General features: G+C 43.4%; 18 protein-coding genes and 1 pseudogene. 8 read left to right on the top strand and 11 right to left on the bottom strand.

All coding sequences use genetic code 11. The features are described from left to right. Positions 1-48: 48 nt before the first annotated feature. Both infC and thrS read right to left on the bottom strand, forming a co-directional pair. Complete coding sequence (gene infC / locus J6I44_RS06275) at positions 49-606, bottom strand: translation initiation factor IF-3 (RefSeq protein ID WP_265765250.1); 558 nt, start codon at positions 604-606, stop codon at positions 49-51. A 30-nt stretch (positions 607-636) separates the two neighbouring features. After that, a complete protein-coding gene (thrS, locus tag J6I44_RS06270; protein ID WP_265765158.1) occupies positions 637-2,577 on the bottom strand; it encodes a threonine--tRNA ligase in 1,941 nt (646 codons plus the stop codon). Between the two features lie 162 nt (positions 2,578-2,739). Between thrS and J6I44_RS06265 the strand changes: the two genes are divergently transcribed. Continuing rightward, positions 2,740-5,202, top strand: a complete 2,463-nt coding sequence (locus J6I44_RS06265; protein WP_265765157.1) for a PAS domain S-box protein — start codon at positions 2,740-2,742, stop codon at positions 5,200-5,202. A gap of 3 nt (positions 5,203-5,205) precedes the next feature. Here J6I44_RS06265 and J6I44_RS06260 read toward each other — a convergent pair whose 3' ends face one another. Continuing rightward, complete coding sequence (locus J6I44_RS06260) at positions 5,206-7,926, bottom strand: UPF0182 family membrane protein (protein ID WP_265765156.1); 2,721 nt, start codon at positions 7,924-7,926, stop codon at positions 5,206-5,208. 333 nt (positions 7,927-8,259) lie between these two features. Here J6I44_RS06260 and J6I44_RS06255 point away from each other — a divergent pair, with 333 nt between their 5' ends. Together J6I44_RS06255 and J6I44_RS06250 are read left to right on the top strand one after the other, a co-directional pair. Continuing rightward, on the top strand, positions 8,260-8,901 hold the full coding sequence (locus J6I44_RS06255; protein WP_265765155.1) for a SatD family protein: 642 nt from the start codon (positions 8,260-8,262) through the stop codon (positions 8,899-8,901). After that, the gene (locus tag J6I44_RS06250) at positions 8,898-9,647 is read left to right on the top strand and encodes a hypothetical protein (RefSeq protein ID WP_265765154.1); all 750 of its coding nucleotides are present in this window, start codon (positions 8,898-8,900) and stop codon (positions 9,645-9,647) included. The genes J6I44_RS06255 and J6I44_RS06250 overlap by 4 nt, the downstream gene beginning before the upstream one ends. A 24-nt stretch (positions 9,648-9,671) precedes the next feature. On the opposite strand, the gene J6I44_RS06245 is transcribed toward J6I44_RS06250, so the two are convergent. Beyond that, positions 9,672-10,883: an MFS transporter gene (locus tag J6I44_RS06245; RefSeq protein WP_265765153.1), complete on the bottom strand. Its 1,212-nt coding sequence runs from the start codon at positions 10,881-10,883 to the stop codon at positions 9,672-9,674. A 287-nt stretch (positions 10,884-11,170) separates the two neighbouring features. Between J6I44_RS06245 and J6I44_RS06240 the strand changes: the two genes are divergently transcribed. The 4 genes from J6I44_RS06240 to J6I44_RS06225 all read left to right on the top strand — a co-directional run bounded on the left by J6I44_RS06240 (position 11,171) and on the right by J6I44_RS06225 (position 14,227). Further along, the gene (locus tag J6I44_RS06240; protein ID WP_265765152.1) at positions 11,171-11,689 is read left to right on the top strand and encodes a hypothetical protein; all 519 of its coding nucleotides are present in this window, start codon (positions 11,171-11,173) and stop codon (positions 11,687-11,689) included. Positions 11,690-11,693: 4 nt separating this feature from the next. Next, positions 11,694-12,131, top strand: coding sequence for a hypothetical protein (locus tag J6I44_RS06235; RefSeq protein ID WP_265765151.1), 438 nt, complete (start codon positions 11,694-11,696; stop codon positions 12,129-12,131). Positions 12,132-12,229: 98 nt separating this feature from the next. After that, on the top strand, positions 12,230-13,396 hold the full coding sequence (locus tag J6I44_RS06230; RefSeq protein WP_265765150.1) for a phospholipase D-like domain-containing protein: 1,167 nt from the start codon (positions 12,230-12,232) through the stop codon (positions 13,394-13,396). Between the two features lie 9 nt (positions 13,397-13,405). Then, entirely contained in the window at positions 13,406-14,227 is an 822-nt protein-coding gene (locus J6I44_RS06225) for an ion transporter (RefSeq protein ID WP_265765149.1), read from the top strand. Positions 14,228-14,332: 105 nt separating this feature from the next. Here the strand turns inward: J6I44_RS06225 and J6I44_RS06220 are convergent, their stop codons facing one another. The 3 genes and pseudogenes from J6I44_RS06220 to J6I44_RS06210 form a co-directional block, all read right to left on the bottom strand. Further along, entirely contained in the window at positions 14,333-14,779 is a 447-nt protein-coding gene (locus J6I44_RS06220; RefSeq protein WP_265765148.1) for a VOC family protein, read from the bottom strand. A gap of 335 nt (positions 14,780-15,114) precedes the next feature. After that, entirely contained in the window at positions 15,115-15,801 is a 687-nt protein-coding gene (locus J6I44_RS06215; protein ID WP_265765147.1) for a GDSL-type esterase/lipase family protein, read from the bottom strand. Positions 15,802-16,013: 212 nt separating this feature from the next. Beyond that, positions 16,014-16,538, bottom strand: a pseudogene (locus tag J6I44_RS06210) (DsbA family oxidoreductase); the annotation flags it as partial. 131 nt (positions 16,539-16,669) lie between these two features. Here J6I44_RS06210 and J6I44_RS06205 point away from each other — a divergent pair. Beyond that, positions 16,670-17,845 carry a phosphatidylinositol-specific phospholipase C1-like protein gene (locus J6I44_RS06205; RefSeq protein ID WP_265765145.1) on the top strand — a complete coding sequence of 392 codons (1,176 nt, stop codon included), beginning with the start codon at positions 16,670-16,672 and terminating at the stop codon, positions 17,843-17,845. Between the two features lie 12 nt (positions 17,846-17,857). On the opposite strand, the gene J6I44_RS06200 is transcribed toward J6I44_RS06205, so the two are convergent. From J6I44_RS06200 to J6I44_RS06185, 4 genes are all read right to left on the bottom strand, one after another. After that, positions 17,858-18,574 (bottom strand): outer membrane beta-barrel protein, encoded by a 717-nt coding sequence (locus tag J6I44_RS06200; protein WP_265765144.1) that lies wholly within the window; start codon positions 18,572-18,574, stop codon positions 17,858-17,860. A gap of 12 nt (positions 18,575-18,586) precedes the next feature. Further along, positions 18,587-19,177, bottom strand: a complete 591-nt coding sequence (locus J6I44_RS06195; RefSeq protein WP_265765143.1) for a DUF6940 family protein — start codon at positions 19,175-19,177, stop codon at positions 18,587-18,589. Positions 19,178-19,199: 22 nt separating this feature from the next. Then, the gene (locus J6I44_RS06190; protein ID WP_265765142.1) at positions 19,200-19,718 is read right to left on the bottom strand and encodes a DUF6174 domain-containing protein; all 519 of its coding nucleotides are present in this window, start codon (positions 19,716-19,718) and stop codon (positions 19,200-19,202) included. A 292-nt stretch (positions 19,719-20,010) separates the two neighbouring features. After that, positions 20,011-20,418 carry a hypothetical protein gene (locus tag J6I44_RS06185; protein WP_265765141.1) on the bottom strand — a complete coding sequence of 136 codons (408 nt, stop codon included), beginning with the start codon at positions 20,416-20,418 and terminating at the stop codon, positions 20,011-20,013. Between the last annotated feature and the right edge of the window lie 984 nt (positions 20,419-21,402).

Here is a 21,402-nt window from a genome sequence, read left to right as displayed (position 1 = left end):
GCCGTAAACTGGAAATACCGAATTTCAAGTCCTGGAAAATAAAAAGAGCTAATTCCCTTTACCGCTGGGAGCGAGCATCATAAACATCCGGCGGCCTTCCATATTGGGTTTAGACTCAATTTCACTGATATCGCTAAGTTCTTCGGCTAAATCCAAAAGAAGTTCTTTTCCCCGGTCAGTGTAGAGCATATCCCGACCTCTGAACTGAACGGTTGCCTTTACTTTATCACCATCTTCCAAGAATCCCCGCGCATGACGAGTTTTAAAGTTCAAGTCATGGTCATCCGTATTGGGACGAAATCGAAGCTCTTTAACCTGAACAGTATGCTGCTTCTTCTTCGCCTCTTTCTCCTTTTTCTTCTTTTTGTACATGTATTTACCAAAATCCAGAACCTTACAGACGGGAGGTTTAGCATTAGGCGCTACCTCTACCAAGTCTAAGTTATAAGATTCAGCGATTTCGCGTGCACGATCTATGGGAACAACTTCATGTTCCTTTTCGGCTTCTTGAGGGTGAATAACCCGTACTTTTGATGACCGAATTTCTTCATTAGATCGGGGGCGATCATCATTGCCCCGTGGTCTTCGTCTTCTGCGTCTTGCGATAGTAACCTCTACTGTTTTATTAAAATTAAATTAATGATTAGGTAGCTCTTTACTATTAATCTCTGCTGTGAGATTAGAAATAAATTCAGAAAAATCAAAGGTTCCAATGTCACCTTCTTTATGTCGACGAATGGAAACGGTTCCATCCGTTTCTTCGTCACTACCTACTATTAACATATATGGTATCTTGCTCGTTTCAGCATCGCGAATTTTTCCGCCTACCTGTTCACTCCGGGTGTCCACATCCACGCGGACATTTTTTTCCTGGAGCTTAGCCGCACACTGGTAAGCATATTCGTTAAATTCATCAGAAATGGGAATAATTTGAACCTGTTTAGGTGACAGCCAGACCGGGAAATCTCCCGCAAAGTGCTCTATGAGGATGCTGCAAAAACGCTCCATAGATCCAAAGGGGGCACGGTGGATGATAACCGGACGATGACGTTCATTGTCGGCACCGACGTAGGTTAGATCGAACCGCTCAGGCATCACATAATCCACCTGGATGGTACCCAGCTGCCATTTACGGCCAATGGCATCGCGAATAATAAAGTCAATTTTAGGACCGTAGAAGCTGGCCTCGCCGCGACCAATGGTATAATCGAGCCCTTCTTCTTCGGCTACTTCTTTTATTTCTTGTTCCGCCCGATCCCAGAATTCAGACTTGCCTCCATATTTTTCTTCGTTATCGTCGCGGAAGGACAGTCGGATATCTACCGGCATGTCAAATGTTCCAAAAACGAGCTCGGTCAGGTCGATGACATTTTTAATTTCATCTTTCAGTTGTTCGTGAGTGCAGTAAATGTGAGCATCGTCTTGCGTAAAACCACGCACTCTGGATAGGCCACTCAGTTCGCCGGACTGTTCGTACCTGTAGACGGTACCAAATTCGGCTAATCGCAACGGAAGGTCGCGATAACTGTGTAACTTGTTCGAGTAGATGCGGTGGTGATGCGGACAGTTCATGGGCTTTAGCAGGTACTCCTCATCATCTACGTTGATGGGATTGTACTGTGATTCCCGGTAGTAGGGGAAGTGCCCGGAGGTACGGTATAGATCCAAGTTGCCGATATGGGGCGTAATTACTTCTTCATAGCCTCGTTTCTTTTGTTCTTCACGCAGAAAGGCTTCCAGCTCTCGCCGGATGATAGTTCCATTGGGCAACCAAACGGGAAGTCCTTGCCCAACCATAGGATCGATCATATAAAGCTCTAACTCTTTGCCAAGCTTTTTGTGATCTCGTTTTTTGGCTTCTTCAACACGTTTAATATGCTGTTTTAATTGCTTTTGCTTGGGGAAGGTAATGCCGTAAATGCGCGTCAGCTGCTCGCTGTCATTATCACCGCGCCAATAGGCACCTGCCAGGCTGGTCAACTTCACCGCCTTGATACGCCCGGTATCCGGGATGTGAGGGCCACGACAGAGATCCGTAAAGTTACCCTGTGTGTAGAAGGTAATATTTCCGTCTTCAAGTTCTTCTATGAGGTCAACTTTATACTCATTGTCTCGCTCTTGGTAGAACTCCAGTGCTTCTTGTTTAGAGACCGGTTTCCGTTCAAACTCTGACTTATTGCGGGCCAGTTCGATAATTTTGTTTTCAATCTTTTCAAAATCGTTTTGGCTGATCGTCTGATCACCAAAATCGATATCATAGTAGAATCCATTTTCGATAGGAGGACCAATTCCAAATTTTGCTTCCGGGTACAGCTCCTGGACTGCTTCGGCCAGCAAGTGGGCAGAAGAATGCCAAAACGTATACTTTCCGTCATCCGTATCCCAGGTGTTTATTGTAATGGAACCATCGTTTTCAATAGGACGGCTGAGATCCATAATTTCTTCATCAAGGGTAATGCTCAGTGCTTCTCGTGCCAATCCTTTAGAAATGGACTCGGCGACTTCACGTCCGGTGACTCCTTTGGGAAATTGTTTTTCAGTTCCATCGGGAAAGGTAATCGTAATTTGTTCAGGCATTCAGTGAAAATTAAACTTATTCAATTCATTGCTTTGATTTCTAGCCCCTTAAGATAAAAAAATTAGAAAAGAGAGACAGGCCGATTTTTACTTTATTTTTAATACAATCGCAATATATTAGGCTATAAAAATTCACAGCAGTAATTTTAGTAAAGGATCAAGATGGCAAAGAATGGAACTTCATATTTGTCAAAGACGGCAATCTTTATCTTAGATGATCAATCCCTGCAAATATTAGATGCCAATGAACAGGCGTTGCAGCTTTATGGCTATTGCTATGATGAGCTTTGTCACATGAGTGTGCACGATCTGGGTACCAAAAGAAAACGTGCTGAACTGATTAGTCAGAATGGTGGTGGGGCGACCGATAACATTTGGCATCACCAGAAAAAAAGCGGAGAGGTGTTGTATGTTCAGTTTACCCATCATCGATTTAACTATGAGGGCAAGCCAGCCAAGTTTGCGGTTATTCATGATGTGACAGAGCAAATCGAACATCGGGAAGAAAGAGGCAGTAAATATCCACGCCTAAAAAGTCACAATATAAATTATCCCCTGGCTGAGGTGGGTTTTGATGAAAACTTAGAAATCACTCATTGGTCAGAAAAAGCAGAAGAGCTTTTCGGCTGGTCTGAAGAAGAAGTGCTAGGGGAGGCTGGTATTATTCAACGAATTCTACCTGAGGATAAGTATCGTGCCGCTCAGAAACGATTGAATAAGATTGTTGATGAAGGAAAAAGCTATTATACCGCTGAAGGACAATTTATCACTAAAAGCGGTAATGTTTATTATGGAAAGTCGTACAACTCGATGCTTTATGGTACATCGGGCAATCTTATTTCGGTGCATTCCCTTATCAGTGATATAACAAAGCGAAAAGAATCACAGGATTTATTTCGAGCGCTTTCAGAAGAATCATTGGTTGGTGTCTATTTAATTCAGGATGGGATTTTTAAATACATAAATCCACGATTTGCAGAGATTTTTGGATATAAAGAGGAGGAGATAGAAGGAAAGGTTGGTCCTGTAGAATTAACACATCCGGATGATAGAGATAGAGTGAAAAAGAACCTGTCAATTAGAATTGAAGGGGACCAGGATTCAGTTGAATATGGATTTCGTTGTATTACCAAAGATGCAGAAACGATTCATGTTCATGTCTATGGTTCTGTAATTGAATATGGCGGCTCGAAAGCTATTGTAGGAACACTGGTTGATATTACCCGCAACAATAAAATAATTAAACAGTATAAAGCGAGTCTGGAAAGTTATCAGGATCTTTTTGATTCCATTAGCGATGCTATCTTTATCCAGGGCGAAGAAGGTGAGTTCTTGGAAGTGAATAAGGCTGTGGAGGAAATGTATGGCTATCACCGTGATGAACTGATAGGAGAAAGTCCGCACATGCTTTCTGACGGGGAAAAAGTCGATTTGGATAAAATTCAGAAATATGCCCAAGAGGCCATGAAGGGCCACTCACCCCATTTTGAATGGTGGGGAAAGGACAAAGATGGTGAATGCTTTCCGCTGGAGGTGATTATAAATCCAGCCAAATTTTTCGGCAAAGATGCCATGATAACAATTGCCCGTGATATTAGTGAACGGTATAAAGCCGAGGAGCAGATGCGCAAGAGTGAAGAGATGTTTCGCCAGCTCTTTCAGAACGCTCCTATTGCTATTGCCCTGATGGATAGCAACCACATGGTACAACAGGTAAATGAGTCTTTTACTAATATTTTTGGTTATCAGACGCATGAAATTCAGGGTCAGAATATTGATGAGGTAATTGTACCAGACGAGGAAAAGTCGATGGCTTATAAAGTTTCAGAGAAGATTTTTGATGGAAAAACAGCTCGTACTTCGGGACTCAGAAAAGATAAAGATGGACGTATCATTAATGTGCTTATCTATGGCGTTCCTGTTATTGTGGAAGAAAAAACGATCGCCATCTATGGGTTATATATTGATATTACGGAGAGCAAGAAAAACGAAAACCAACTGAAACAGTCACTAAAAGAGAAGAAAGTGCTGCTTTCGGAAATCCACCATCGGGTTAAGAATAATTTGGCGGTTATTATGGGATTGTTGGAGCTTCAGTCGTTCAATACCACCTCTGACGAAGCTTCCAAAGTGCTCAAGGAAAGTCAAATGCGCATCAATTCTATTGCCTTGATTCACGAAAAGCTATACCAGAAAGAAGATCTTTCTGAAATTTCATTTGATGTATATATCAAACAGCTCATGGATGTTATTGTTTCTTCCTTGCAAACTAACCAGCAAGAGATACAGATAGATATTGAGGCAGCTTCGGTTCACCTTACAGTAGGGCAGGCCATACCCTGTGGACTTATTTTGAATGAACTTATCACCAATGCTTATAAGCATGCTTTTGAGGATCAGCGAAAGGGGAAGATCCTGGTCTCTTTTACACAAGAGGAGGATGTGGTAACCCTGCTTGTCAAAGACAATGGCAAGGGGATGTCAGATGCACCTAACCTCGAAAACCCTGATTCATTAGGTATACAGCTCATTAATACCTTGGCAGATCAGCTTCAGGGGAGCGCAAAATTCAGTAATGCGCATCCCGGGACAGCGTTTAAGCTTCGTTTTACGATTGAATATTAAGTCTTAATTATCACTGAGCAGTTCTTCAATCTCATTCATCTTTTCGCCATAAAGGGTCCAATCACCTTCTGAGAGAGCTTCTCGGGCTTCCTGCCAGAGGGTTTGCAACTGAGATAGTGTTTGGTTTGTAGAACCAGCAGGGATGTTCACTTGAGGCAAGGGTACGGTAGACGTATCGGTAGGCGCAGCAATAGGTTGCCGTTGTTGGCCATACAGAGCTTCTATAGATTCCCACAGTGTGGGCTGCATAGCAATTTTATCTCCGGAGGTGGCAATGACGCGTTGTAGTTGAGGAATGTCTACCCCTTCAGCAATTAAGAATACCGGCTCTACATAAATAAACGAATCCTGAATCGGGATGATCATCAAATTACCCCGAATGACTCTTGAACCCCGCTGATCCCATAAGGCCAGCTGCCGGGATATTTCGGTATCCTGGTCAATTCGCGCCTCAATTTGGGCCGGTCCGAGGATAAGCCGGTCTTTGGGGAGCTCGAAGACAGAGATATCTCCATAATTGGGGAAATCCGAGTTGGCCGCCATCCATCCAATCATGTTGTCGCGGTTATTGGGCGTCAGCGGACTTATCAACAGGTATTGAAGTTCTTGCTGTCCGGGTAATTTGGTCAGCACGTAATAAGGTTCCATTTTTATAGAACGGCCCTCATACTTCTCATTCGGACGTGTCCAGAGATCCTCGTTGTTATAGAATACCTGCGGGTCCGTCATGTGATACTTGTTATATCGATCCATCTGGGCTTTGAAAATATGGATGGGATACCGCAGGTGGGAGCGGAGGCCATCCGACATAGCATTCAGTGGCTTAAACATATCTGGGAAGATATCACGATATACTTTTAGGATGGGATCCTGCTCATCGGATGTGTAGAAATCTACGGAACCGTTGTAGGCATCAACCACTACTTTTACTGAATTCCGAATATAATTGTACTGGTTGTTATATGGAGCAGAGTAGGGATAGTCCGCTGATGTTGTGTAGGCATCCTGAATCCAATAGAGCTTACCATCATTTAATACGAGATAGGGATCATCTTCCAGCCTCAGAAAAGGAGCGATCCGTTTGACACGCTCTTGAACTTGCTTCCAAAAAAGAATTTTACTGTTCTCATTGATGTAATCCGTTAGCAGGATATTGATATCTCCGAACTGCCAAGAGAACAGCAACTGCTCGAAAAGATTGTTTATGGAGACACCACTGCTGCCCTGGTAGTTCGTATAGATATTTTTATCGCCGCTCGGGTAATCCAGTTCGCGAACGTTGGTATTTACGATTTTGTAATCGGAATTATGCTCGCCATAATAGATAGCCGGCTGGTCAACTTTTAGGTTGATGTCGCTGACGGGCGGAATATCTTTGATGACCATCCGGGGATCGCCCTGCGAGCCTTCCTGGGCAACAGGACTCATAACCATTCCATAGCCGTGTGTGTATTGCAGCCGCCGGTTCACCCAGGTATCGGATTGTTCAGGTAATTCCTCGGAGAGTTCCCGGGCTGCTACCATCATTTGCAGGTAGCCCTCATTAGTGTGGTATCGGTCCACGTCTACGTTATAAAATTGATAGTACAGGCGGATTTCCTGTAACTGCCGATAGGTCTGGATCAGTAGCCGGGGATCCCAAAGCCGGATGTTCTCGATGGTTTCTTCATTCTGCTGCACCATGGACCATGACATTCTCTGCGGAGGCTTAACGCTGTACGGCTGGGTTTCCATCTCATCAAGCCCATAAGCTTCGCGCGTCTGGCTGATGCTGTTTTTGATGTGCGGGGTTTCCAGCTGTAGCTCGCTGGGATCAACGGAGAATTTTTGGATTGCGCCCGGCAAAATGTTGAGGCCAATTCCCCCAATAACAAGCGTTGCCGCACCGCTGAGAGCAAGCCATTTGAGTTTGGTTTTATAAAGCTGGAAGAATGATAGTAGCGCTAAACCAAAGCAGAGCAGGCAGACGATCCATAATACGGGGAGCTTTACATTAAGGTCCACATAACTTGCTCCATAGGCAGCACCGCCGTCGCTATAAAGCAGATTATATCGGTCAAGATAATATCCCCAGGATAGTAACAGAAACCATAAACCAAGATTAAGGCTAATCTGTTTTTTTACACCGCTGGCAGCGTTGATCCTCTTAGAAGACTGCAGCGAGATGGCACCTGAGTATATGTATAGAATAAGGGTAATGAGGGTGACAAAGAAAACCAGGGAAACCATGCTGTTCTGGATCAGCTCAATAAAGGGCAGGCGGAAGAGATAAAAGCCAATGTCATGGCCGAAAATCGGATCCACTTGTCCTACGACTTCATCCCAGTGGAAACGAAAGTAGGTGTCCCAGCGCATAAAAAAGGCGAGTGAGAAAAAGAGGCTAAATATTGATCCCAGGCCCAAGAATATGTTGCGGATCTTCTTGGTACTGATCTTGTTCAGGTTCAATTGTGCCAGAGGTGAGTTCCCGAAGTTCATGGTACCAAATCGTTTACCAATGGCACTCATATTGGGCAAGACATACGCCAAAGCCACTACCAAAGCCCCGATTAATAACAGGGCTTGTGTTGTTTTTATCGTCCAAAAGACCTCTTCGTAGCCGAGATTATCGAGCCAGAGCCACTCTACAATCCAATCGGAAAAGCCACCAATAATAAAAAGTGATATTAGGGCGAAGAGGACAACACGGAATAATATATTTGAAGAACTGAAAATACGGTTCATAATTTTTTATCGAGATATTCAGACATTAGTATGGCCAACGTGGCTATATGACAAGTCATAAAAGATAGTAAGCTTTTTACAGAAAGCAGAATGCAAGTATCAGTTTTTGTAATGGGAGTACATAAAATGAAAAGGAGTTGGATTTACCGTGCTAACACTTTTCTTCAGGTGCTTGCCCATAAGGGAACCAGGGAAGGGGAGCCGTCACCTAAGAAAAAGTACCCATAGGCTACTTTTAAACTGTTATGGTTAAATAAATTATTTTTTAACCATTATAGTTAAAAATTGTTTTTTTAAACTGTTTTGGTTATATATGGAAAAAGTGAGGTAATTATGGAACAGGCACTGGTATTAATTGCGGATATAGAGTCATCCAAGGAGATTAAAGAAGAGGATCGGGAAGTTTTGCAAGATAAATTGCAGGATGAATTAAAGCAGCTGAATGAAACCGATCAGCGTCCTCTTTCTCCATATACGATTACGCTGGGTGATGAATTTCAGGCGGTCTTTCAAAACGCTGATGGACTTTTTAAGCATTGTTTTCGGATATTAGCGTTGTTGTATCCGGTTCGAGTCCGTTTCTCATTGGGTATTGGCAGTATTGCCACTCCCATAAATGAAGAGCAGGCTATTGGCATGGATGGTCCGGCTTTTCATGCAGCCCGAGAGGGAATGGAAGCCTTAAAAGAAAGCGGATTTCTATTCAATATATACCTCGAAGAGGGAACAAATACGGAAGTGAACCTTATCAATGACAGTTTGCAGTTATTGTCTCACGAAGTGCAGAAGTGGAGGCAAAATCGATTATCAATTTTTTATTTATTGCAGGAGGGATATAATTACAAAGAGATTGCAGATAAATTGGATATATCACAGCCAGCTTTTTATAAGAATAAGGAAGCGGGAGCATTGGAGGTTATCCGTAACCTGACTAATCATATATCAGCGATTATTAATCAAAAATTAGTATCATGAATTACGCCATCTTTTTGAGCATCCTAAACCTGGTATTGATCGCGCGCCTTCGGCTGATATTCCGAGATCAGGGGGCATCCGGGAAAGACTTAGTGATTATTGGGCTATTGCCACTTCTTATTTTGCCTTTTGTACAGTTTAACTGGAGCTGGCTTTTGCTCACCGTTCATCTGATTAGTTATCCCTTCCTAATGAAATGGACTGAGGGGAATATTCATAAATTAAACAGAAATCGGTCACTTACACTGCTCTGGCATATTTTGATAGCGGCTATTCTGTGTAGTCCATTATTGAATCTTGGCAGCAATTGGCTGGCCCAAAAAGTGATGCACTTTTTGAGCTGGATGTTTGTTCCCGGCCAACAAATAGCCCTACGTACTGTGATAGTAGTTCAGGTAGCAGTTGCAGGATTGTTATTGGTCATTAATGAGATGAACATTTTGCTGCGATATATCCTCAAGGCTATGGGACTTGAATCAGTTGGCGCCCAAGAGGATACGGTAAAGGTAAGTGAGGAAGAGTATAGTATGGGGCGCCTTATTGGTTTATTGGAACGTATCTTTATTTTTATTTTCGTACTCCTTAATCAATATAGTGCTATTGGATTTATCCTGGCAGCCAAGGGAGTGACCCGATTCAATAATTTTAAAGATGACCGTCCGTTTGCTGAATATGTGCTGATTGGAACTTTACTTTCCACCTTGCTGGCCTTAATTATTGGCTGGGGAGTAAAAGCGGTACTATAAACACAATACTTGTATTTCAGTCAATTACTTCCACAATTCCTTACGAAAAGCAAGGGTAGCAAGCCCTGTTGCAACAACAACCGTCGTGATGGCACATAACAGAATACTAGTGATAGGAACCTGATGATCAATTAGCCAACCCATCAAAAAGGGACTGAGGGCCGTACTGAAAACCATAATTGAAGCGAATAAGCTTCGGACGGTGCCAACTGAATCTTCTCCATACATTTCTGCCCAGAGTGCCGACTTCAGGTTGCTGCTTATGCCCATGGTCATACCCATCAAGAACATATAAGCAAAAGCTGACCACCAGCCCGGATGAAAATAAGCTGCCAGAAAGCCAAGGCCGATGGGGATAAGGTGGTATGGAAAGAGTTGTCGGGCACTAAAGCGGTCGATAGCGGGGCCTACAAACAGGGAGCTTATAATACGAGCAATGGCATGAGCAACAAAAGCCGAAGCGATAAGGGTTGCAGACCATCCCAATTTTTCGGCAATGTTAACCTGGTACAAGAAAAGTCCGGTTACCCAGAAAGGAGGGAGTAAAACAGCTGGTAACAGCAGGTAGAACCGTTTGTCCTTTAAAACCATGCTGTAGTTACCAGGCGAAGAGTCTTCATTATCATCCAGTGCCTTTGGAGTTGTTTTATCCGCTGTTTCGCCACTCAAGATGCTCAGGACAAATGGAATTAAAAGAATGCCAATGGTAAGAGAAATGCTGCCCCAGGCACCCCGCCAGCTCAGGATAGGTATCAGAGCGGTAATAATAAGCGGCAATATAGCTTCTCCAATGGGATAGCCCAGGTTAGCAATGCTTAATGCCTTACCCCGTTGAAATTTAAAAAATTTGGCCATAGCTGTTTGTGCAGTATGTCCACTTAATCCCTGCCCGGATAATCTGAGCAAAAGAAGTCCGATGAATAAGACGGCTATATGCCAAGAGACAGAGACGGTGAATGCTGCGAGCATGAGCCCCATAGCGACCATAAGGCTGAACCGTTTAAGGGGCAGGTGATCAATCCATTTACCAATAAACGGAAGGGAAAGGGCGCTACTCAGTGTTGCCAGAGAATAAAGCGATCCAAAGCTGGCATTCGAAAGATTGAAGGTAGCGAGAAAAAAGGGAACAAATAATGAGATTAAGAACGTTTGTCCAAAGCTGGAGAAGAAAGTAAAGGTAAGTCCAAATGACAGCAGGCGTCGTTCTTTCAGGACAAACTGCAGATAGTTTCGCATGGCTTAAAATAGTAAGGAGCTATAAATTGACGATTGCTCTCGCTTTAAGGGGCCAAAGGTACGGACTATTTCAACCAGCCTAAACAAAAAGGGCTGTTAAGTTTTTGTTATTATCTATCAGGGTCATTATTCAAATTGATGAAAGACGCTTGCTTTTTACTTATAGAAGGCGGAATAATGGCCATAAAGAAAAATGTGGCCTCTATTGATATAAGCTTTATATTTATGCTATTCTTAGAGGAACTATTATAGCATTTATAATTCAATAACAAACCTACTTAAATACAATGAAATATCTATCTGGCTTACTTATTACACTTTTAACAATAGTTGTTATAGCCTGCGGTGGGAGCCAAGAAGGTGAACAGGAGGCTTCATCCCAGACGATGGAAGAGGCCCCCAGCACTGAACAAACCATCACTGCTCAGGCGCCTGAGGCCAAGCTTAATATAAACACCGCATCCGAAGAAGATTTTCGTACTATTCCGGCTGTTGGGGATAAGATGGTTCATGAGTTTGAAGAGTACCGTCCTTATGTTAGTATCCAACAGTTTCGCAAAGAGATTGGTAAATACGTGGATGAAGAGCAGGTAGCTGCTTATGAGAACTTTATTTATGTTCCTGTCAGCCCGAATGAAAGCGATGCCGCTTCTTTACAACAGCTGCCGGGTGTTCATGAGAACGAAGCACAACAGTTGGTTGACGGACGTCCCTATGATTCTAACGAGGCTTTTGTAGATGCACTGACGTCTTTGGTGAACGAGGAAGAACTTGCCATTGCTAAAACTTATTTAAAGTCTGAATAATAGCGTGACTCAGAAAACTACGGCGCAGCAACTTCGATCATTCTTGATGGGAGTTGCTGCCTTTATTTTTATAGGCAATGTCGCAGAATTGTATTTGCTCGATCACTTTGAGCAAGCCCAACAGTGGATTCCCATTATCTTATCAGCTGTGGGATTTATGGTAACTGTAACGGCATGGCAGTATCCGGGGCCTAAGGTATTGGCCACTCTTCGATGGCTGATGGTGATTACAGCCTTAGCCAGCATTTATGGGATGTATCTCCATTTTTCCAGTAACTACAGTTTTACCCAAGAAATTAACCCCTCTTTTTCGGCAATGGAAGCGGTATGGCCGGCCATAAAAGGGTCAAATCCGTTGTTGGCACCGGGTATCCTCTTCTTGGCTGCTGTTCTTGCTATAGCTGGGACGTATAAACACCCGGCATTAGACAATGTGAAGTAAAGTATCCATTTTTTTACTCTTGGTCTTTTTCTATAAAATGTAAAAAGGTCACAGGCTAAGAGAGAAGGTGTTTGTAAATTAATGAAAGGTAATATGCTATGGCCTATCAGGAAATACTGGAAAGCACGGTTGGAATTCCATTCACTTCCGGGAATACGGTCGAGGTGCTAAAAAATGGGGTCGAAATATTTCCAGCTATGCTTCAGGCCATCCAGGAAGCTCAACATCGTGTCGATTTTCTAACTTTTGTCTATTGGAAGGGAGATATCGCTCAGCGTATGGCACACAGTTTGTCAAAAAAAGCTGAAGAAGGCGTGGAGGTTCGAGTCATCTTAGACAGCTACGGGGCCGCCTTTATGACGGATGGGTTAACCGAAATGATGGAGGAGAGTGGGGTTGAAATCAGTTGGTTCCGTCCCTTTAAGCAGTGGAAAATTTGGAAAACTGACAACCGTACGCATCGCAAGGTATTAATTTGTGACGGCAAAGTTGCTTTCACAGGCGGTGTAGGCATCGCAGAAGAGTGGGAGGGAGATGCACGGGATCCCTCCGAATACCGGGAAACGCATTTTCGCATTGAGGGTCCTGCGGTTCGGGGATTGCAGTCAGCCTTTCTGGAAAATTGGATTGAAGCCGGACATCAACTTGACAGCCGGCTTCCCCGGCATCAGTATAACGGGGAACGTTTCAGTGACAGAGAGCAAGCGATTAGGGATGTGGCATTGCAGGTGGTGAGAACTTCGGCTTCCGTACGCTGGAGTGATATCGTGATTCTCTACCAGACGTTAATCGTACAGGCCCAGGATAATATTAAAATCACTACGGCCTATTTTAATCCTAATCAGCCCATGGTTGAGTTGTTGTGTAAAGCCGCCGAACGTGGGGTTGAAATTGATATTATGATTCCCGGTAAGCATACCGACCAGCGGGTAGCAAACATAGCAGGGAGCGACCGCTTTAATGAACTGCTGCAATGCGGTATCAACATCTGGTTTTATCAGAAGACGATGCTTCATGCAAAAGTAATGATTGTTGATGATGTTATTTCTTGTATCGGTTCTGCAAACTTTAATCACCGCTCAATGCTTAAAGATGATGAGATCAATTTGATTGCCAATAATGAAGCATTGGCCAGTGTTTTGTTGAGACATTTTGAAGATGATTTAACTTCTTGCGAGCAGGTGACAAAGGGACAATGGGAGCGCAGAAGCATGTGGCAACGGGCATTAGAAACGATTAGCAAACCATTCAAGCAAGAGATTTAGGTTATTTTTATGGAGGACCATCAAGCATTAGGTTGGAAAGGGCGTCTGCACGAAATTATTTTTGAGGCCGATACCCGATCAGGTAAGGTTTTTGATGTTGTCCTTATTGCCAGCATTATACTCAGTGTTATCGTGGTAATGCTGGATAGTATTGTCAGTTATCGTAATGCATACGGAGAGCTGCTGTATGAGCTGGAGTGGTTTTTTACGATCCTGTTTACTATTGAATACATCTTTAGGATTCTCACTGTTGAGAAAAAGTCAGGCTATATCTTTAGTTTTTATGGCTTAGTGGATCTCTTTTCTATCCTTCCCACTTATGTCAGCTTGTTGTTGCCGGGGAGTCAATATTTCCTGGTCATCAGGGTACTGCGTGTATTACGTGTTTTCAGAGTATTGAAGTTTACGCAATATATCGTCGAAGTGGAATACCTTCAGAAAGCCCTGGTTGCCTCGCGCCGTAAGATTGCCATTTTTATTTTCACGGTGATTACGATAACCGTTATCGTGGGTTCTTTGATGTATGTGGTCGAGGGCTCAGAAAATGGATTTAGCAGCATTCCCAAAGGCATATATTGGGCCATCGTTACACTCACTACGGTTGGCTACGGTGATATTTCTCCCCAAACGCCCTTGGGGCAGATGATGTCGGCACTTATCATGATTATGGGCTACGGAATTATCGCCGTGCCTACCGGTATTGTTACCGTAGAGTTGAATAAAGTAGAACGTGAAAGAAGGCATTCTACCCAAGTTTGTCCATATTGCTCAAAAGAAGGCCACGACCGAGATGCTACGTACTGTAAATATTGCGGAGAAGCTCTCAATTAAAGATCAATATCTTTTTAAAATATCAACTATGAAAGGCTTAGAACCCTTTCATAGTCTAGAATTTCGGGGCTACCTTTTGTGCCTTGTACTGGTTAAGGGTAATTCTTATTTCTCTGGAGCCTTTACGTCATTTACTTCAAGCCAATAGCCATCCGGATCCTGGAAATAAATTTGGCGGATACCGTCTGGACGCACATTAAAGGTATTTGGCTTACCATAGGCGCTGGCATAATAGATGTCATTGTCATCAAGGCGCTCCATAAGTCCATCCAGATCATTGCTTTTCAGGGCCAGGTGAATACGCTGAATCATACTGATTTCATCGGTATCGCCCTCGATAAGGTGGAGCTCCATATTTTGGCCCATACTAAACCAGCGGATGTATTCCTTTTCGGTCTTATTTTCAATTTCGGGAAGCGACATAATATTTTTATAAAATGATGCACTGGTCTGCAGGTCAGAAACAGTGATGGAATAATGGTCAAAGGTAAGTTTGGAGGCGGCCAGCGATACCAAGAGCATGGAAGAGCTAAGCAGTAAGAGCGAAAACATGAAAACTTTGAATTTGAGTCTGATTTCAGTGTCGCCCTAAAATAGGGAAGAATTTGATAAGGGATAAATAATTTCCCAGAACGAATGACTATATTTCTTTATCCAATGAGGATGGTTATTAGCGTTAACTTTAGGGGATTTTTAAACCGGGGAGCGGGGTGAATAGCGGGAAAAATTATTTTGTATAATGACTAACGTTAAAGAGCACTCCCTGTTTTTATCATTTTATCTAATACAATATCTGCGATTCCCCGAGACTTTCTGGGTCACAAAAAATGAATAATAGAATCAAAACGATGCAAAAACTACCCCCCTACATTAATCCCAAGTAAAGACTATTCAACCAATTCTTCCATCACAGGTCGCAACACACTATTCCACCTGGCATAGCCCTTTTCATTAAGGTGCAGCAAGTCATCGAGAAACAGGCTGTCGTCGGGCGTTCCTTCACTATTTAACACCGGAGTAGCGAGGTCCACGTAGTGCAGACGATCGTTTTGAGCATTATAGGCCTTGATACGCTGATTGGCTTCCTTCATTTTGGGCCAGTAATCCCACCGGCTGCTACTGGGCTTTATGGGAACATAGGCGAAATGGACGTCCGGCTTGTCGGCCAGGATACGTTCAATCAGCTGTTTGTAATCGCCCAGCACCTGGTCAACCGGTTTTCCGGCGGCAATATCATTATCGCCCTCATAAAATACGATTAGCTCGGGATCATATTTGCCAATCACCGAATGGTAATAATGCTGCACGTCCGAAATATGGGAGCCGCCAAAGCCCCGATTGATAACGTCAAATTCGGGGAAGGCCTCGGCCGTCTTCCAAAACCGGATGCTGGAGCTGCCCACAAACAGGATAGGATCGGAAGGAATACTGTTTTTCTCATCCCAACTCCTGAATTGCTCGATCTCAGATTCAAACCGCTGAGGATCGGGGTCATCGACCGTTTGCTGACCTTTTACGGAAAGGAACGCTACAAGAACTAATAAACAGAGGAGAAGGGATGATTCCTTGAACATAAGTTGTGGGGTAATTAACAATTAAGAAAAAATGATAGTATTGATTTCGGCCCTTTTAGTCAACAGTTGCCATCAACATCACAGGCAGCATCGCTTTGTTCGGAAAGTTCAACGGTATCTTGTTGCTCATTCCATTCTTTCCATACTTTGTTCAAAGCCTGTAAAAAGATGTCCGTATCCTGCGCACCGGAAATGCTATATTTTTTATTAAGTAAAAAGAAAGGTACGCCCCGAACCCGCATATTTCTGGCCTCTTGGATGTCTGCTTTAACAGCTTCAGCATAGGTATCGCTGGAAAGTGCCTTATGTGATTCATCAGGATCCAGTCCAACTTGAACGGCGATGTCGAGGAGCGTTTCGGTATCGTCAATATTTCTGGATTTAATAAAGTAGGCCTCAAACAGAGCTTCTTCAGCTTCGTCACCCAGACTTTGGGATTTGGCGTACTGGATGAGCGTATGTGCCTGGAAAGAATTGGCTACGACTGCTTCATCCATATTATATTCCAATCCCTCTGCGGCCGCCATATCGGTAACACGTTGATTCATCTGTTGGGCGTGTGCAACGGACCAACCCTTTGTTTGAGCCAGATACTCGTTAATATTGGCATCAGCGTCGGTTTTCATATCCGGGTTAAGCTGATAGCTTTTCCATTCCAAAGCGATATCATCGGAATGATCAAATTGATCCAGCGCCTTTTCCAGCCTTCGTTTGCCAATGTAACAGAAGGGACACATAATGTCGGACCATATTTCTATTTTCATAATACTATCGTAAAAATTCGGTTATGTTTAATCGTTAGATATGCTAATCAAATTGAAGATTAAAACATTCAGTATTTAACAAAAATTTTTGATTCCCTTTAAATATGTTCCGACTTCTTCCTTTTTTCTGTAGTCTATTGCTATTAGCATCAATTTTTGTTGGTACTACAGCCGCACAGCAAACAGCCTCCCCCAAGTGCGAAGATATAACGAAAGCTAATGTTGATGATTGCCTGCGACTGAACCAGATCCAACTACTGGGCACGCACAACAGCTATCACCAAGCTCCAACAGCAGAAACAGTAGCGTTGTTTAATGGGAAGAGGCCGGGCTGGGCTAAAAATCTGCAATATACTCATCATCCGCTTAAAGAGCAGCTTGAGCGATTGGGGATCCGACAATTTGAGCTGGATATTTTTGCCGATCCACAGGGAGGATTATTTGCTGAACCCCTTGGTGCGATCCAGACCGGCGACAAAGCGTATCTCAGGAAGGAGGAAATGATGCGGCCGGGCTTCAAGGTCCTTCACGTACCGGATGTGGACTACCGCTCGCAATGCCTCACGCTGACCGCATGCCTTTCTGAAATTAACGACTGGTCCTCAGGGCATCCCAACCATTTACCTATTATGGTTTTGCTGGAGGTAAAAGACAAGGGAGTAGCAGGACAATTTTCCTCAGGGAATCATAGTTTCGTTAAGCCGGTCCCTGTTAATGCATCCAATATTAAAGAAATTGACAAAGAGATATGGCAGGCGTTTTCCAGCGATCAGGTGATGACGCCGGATGAGGTGCGAGGTCGTTTCGCATCACTTGAAGAAGCTATCCTAACTGAAGGTTGGCCGACCCTCGCAGAAAGCAGAGGAAAGGTCCTGTTTGCTTTAGATAATACCGGAAAAGTCAAAAAGGCCTACCTGGCTGATAGGCCCAACTTGGAGGGAGGGGCCTTGTTTGTAAGTTCAGAGCCTGGTCATCCTACGGCTGGATTTATCAAGATGAATGATGTGTTGTCGGATAGGCAATCGATAAAGGAACGGGCAGCCGCCGGGTACATCATTCGCACCCGGGCGGATATTCCCTTGGAAGAGGCGCGGACCGGAGATACCACCCGGAGAGACGCGGCCCTGCAAAGCGGGGCCCAGTTTATCAGTACAGACTTTCCGGAAGTCAGTTCGTTTGGGTCGGATTATAAAGTCACCTTACCCGGTGCAACGGGATCCGGTCGCTGTAACCCGGTGAGTGCTCCCAAGGATTGTCGGCATCATTTTATCACAGAATAGGCCAGCGGCTTTTTAGAATCGATATGTAATCCCCATTCGAATGAACCGGGCATAGGTTTCTGCATCGATTCCAACATAGTCGCTGGTATAGTTATGTAGTCCGTAGGAATATCCGGCAGAAAAGCCCCACTGTTGATAGTAGAAAGTAGCCTGCCCCCGCAGCCTGATATCGGTGCCGGGGCTATTCTGTTCTTTGTCGGTGGTTATAATATTATCATTGCCTCCTGCTTTGGCTTCGCCTTTCTCTCGACTACTGGTATTGAAGGCAATATCCGCCCCCAAAGTTATATCCAGATCCATGGAAGAAGGAAACTTAAACCGATGCCCCAAATAGGGGTAAAGATTTACAAAATGATGGATAAGGTGTGTTTCGCCTGAAAATGATGGATAAAGAGCATTCGGCTTTCTTTCTCCAATTGTTCTGGTAATCTCTACTTCACTACGCAATCGCTCAAAACCCATCTGTGTACCCAAAATGAGATTTCCGCTGGTTATGCGTTGCAATTGTAAAGCCAATCCATAAGAAACGGAATTCTGGGTTCCATAGGGATTATTGGTGTAGCTGGTTTGAGAGGCTACATCACTGAGAATAATAAAAGAATTATGGGTAGCAGAACTTCCACCAAACGAAAATAAGCCTGAGTTTAAATGGGCAGAGAATTCGGTGCTCTGGGCACTGGCAGCCGAGGCGAGGAATAAGGGAAATAGGTAAAGTAGTAGTCGTTTCATAATGACAAGGTATTATTCGGATGAAAATGATCGATATTCTTGGGTCTGGTAGTATTTGGGTCGCCGGTCGATGCGAAGGTGAAGCCAGGAGACGCCCAGTCCGTTGGTGCTGAGCCAGCGTGGAGATTTACCAATAGCATTTAGCATTTCTTCGGCCGCGATACACCACAATGCATCCTGTTGCTCAGGTTCTGCATTTCGGACAAACGATCCGATATGAGTATAGCATTCAGGGGACTGGTGGGGACAGGGAGCAATCAATTGGGCATCGCCGCCGAGATTAGGGAAGGAGACGGCTTGCCGGTCAGGGTCAAAATATTGTCGAAAGGTATGCTGGTCGGGCGAGCAGCGAGAGAGATAGCTGTTATGCACAAGCGTGCATTCGTAGGGCTGATCCATGTTCCCTTCAGCCATCGGTTTGTTTTCCCACAGGAAGGCTTCAAAGTCACAATCTACCAAAAGTTGGCTATAAAAATTTCTAAATGCCGAAGAGTCACGCAGCAGATAGAGAAATAGGCGGTTGTTTATTTTTTCTCCATCCTCCTGTATGCCAAAAGATTGGAAGTGATCATTTGATGCAATTTCTATAGGTTTCCACATCATTTATTATAGCTGGGGTATTAAATTAAACAGGATATAAATGTGATGAACCCGAGAAGGAAGTTATTTCATATCTGATTTCTTCATCAGCGATCTGTTTGCTATAATCAATATCGATACGCCAGGGAAAACCAGAAAAATTATTGTATTCAACATCAAGGCGGTCGGCATCTTTTTCCATAGCGTCTTTGATTAAATCGAAAAGATCTTCAACAGTGGGATAAACATCTTCGTAGGTTAGCGTGGAATCGATGGAGACAGGCTTTTGGGAATGGGGATCCAGCACACTAAATATCGTGTCTGCTTTAACGACTACTTTAGCAGGATACAGACCACCGCCACAAAAGCAGTATCGATCGAGGGTAAAGGTATATTCAGCATAATCCATTGCCTGCCATTTTTGATGATTTTCTCTGAAACTGGAATCGGCGCTGTTACGGTCATTGCCGTCAAAGAGCGAGCAGGCCGGCAAAGAGAGAATAATCAGCAAGAAGGCCATAATGAAAGGAATTGCTGGCTGGTATAAACGATGGATAAGTGACATGGCATCCGGACCTTTTACTTGATAGTTAAGAGAAATATAAATACAGGTGTAGGTTTCAACAACTTATTTTCGCTGTTCAGGCCTACATTCTATTACACCCGGGAGCAAGGGAATAACTATTGAAGAAATATTGCACCTATCTTTCATGTCAGGAGTAGAGCTATTCTCTCGTAAAGAATAGGTGTCCGGTTCTAGAAATGTCGTTGCTCAGCGATCTATTGAACTCTTGCACATTCTAACGCAGAGCTTTGGGAAGAGAAAAATAATTGAATGATAAGTTTCTCCCACGGATTTACTGAGCTCGAATATAGGTATGAATATAACAGTCATAGCATTCATCGGATAATATCAATGTATCTTTCCCTTTGAAGGTTACTCTTTGATCAAAGAAGAAGTCCTTTTGTCCTGTATCATAACTTATAATCACATCTCCTTCTTTTTTCTGTAAAGAATATTTTCCTGCTTGTACCAGGGTATCGGTCCGGTAGAATGTAAAGGCACCGTTGGACTTGAAGTTAAAATGACGGTCAGGCACTCCCGCGGAATCTCGTGTTGTAACCTCACCCGCAAATCCTCCACTGGATCGAACCCATTGCCACTGACCGATAATTTTTGATGCGTGTGAGTTATTGTCTAATAATGAACAGGAGATCAATGCTGATAAGAACAGGATGAGAGTAATGGTTGTTGTTCGCTTCATAATTTTATAGATCTTATTGTATTTCAAGAGCTATGTGGGTGAAGCCAGGGAATCAGAAATTAAGAGTCTCGTATATTTTATTACACTCAAAAGTGCTGGAGTAACTATTGGTTGTGAATTTAGGACATTGAAACAAAAATTAGCAGCCCTCTTGAAAATTTGCACCTTGCAAAGCCAAAAAACCTTGTGAAAGACATGGAGTATGTTGGCAAATGGAAAGGAGCAATTTCATTCACCGCACATTAAATGTGGATTCTTAATGAGGGTTGGACTTTCGTTCGGCTTCTGGTTTTAAGTCGGACGATTGGGAGAGAGCAAGGGCTTTTCACTCACCGGATCCCGAGAAATCGGGACCGATGAGGTGTTATATTCGTGCTGCGACTGTTTTTGTCGCGGTAGGAATGGATAACTAACGAACTCATTTATTCATCGCACATCAAGCCTAGATGCACGATGAGGTCTTGTGCTCGTCCCCTCACTGGTTTTGTGGTGGGGCGATTGGTATAGGCTGTTCATAACTTCTCAAATAAATCACCTCTTATACAATAACACCCGTCCCGGAAACCTCTCCCGTTTCAAATTCCCCGTGATTGTATTTTGGATACTGCCAGTATTGATGTCGCATAGCTTTTTACGTTTTAAGTAGAAGTGGGACTTAAATATCACTTGCCATATTAATTGATATTAGATATCGAATACACAAAATCAAAGAACTGTTTGGCAGTGCCTTTTTATCCTTAAGGCTGTTTTAAGTACAGAAGCTTATCTCAGGGTGTATTGGCTCGGTCGGACAGAGAAGTATATCTCAGAGTGTTATAAGCTTAGTATCTCGTAGTGTCCGGGATTATAATATCAAGGAGACTGAGTAAGTAAGGGTAGAGAATGGTTGGGTAGTAAGGTGCCGTGTAACTTTTTCAAATTTGTGTGAGATTAAGCTGTTTTTGATTATTTAAAATGAACGAAATTAAAAACTTATGAGCTAAG

It is taken from the genome of Fodinibius salsisoli (assembly GCF_026229185.1).
GTDB lineage: Bacteria > Bacteroidota > Rhodothermia > Balneolales > Balneolaceae > Fodinibius > Fodinibius salsisoli.
Note: the sequence above shows the minus strand (reverse complement) of the source record. Positions and strands in the feature narration are given on the sequence as shown.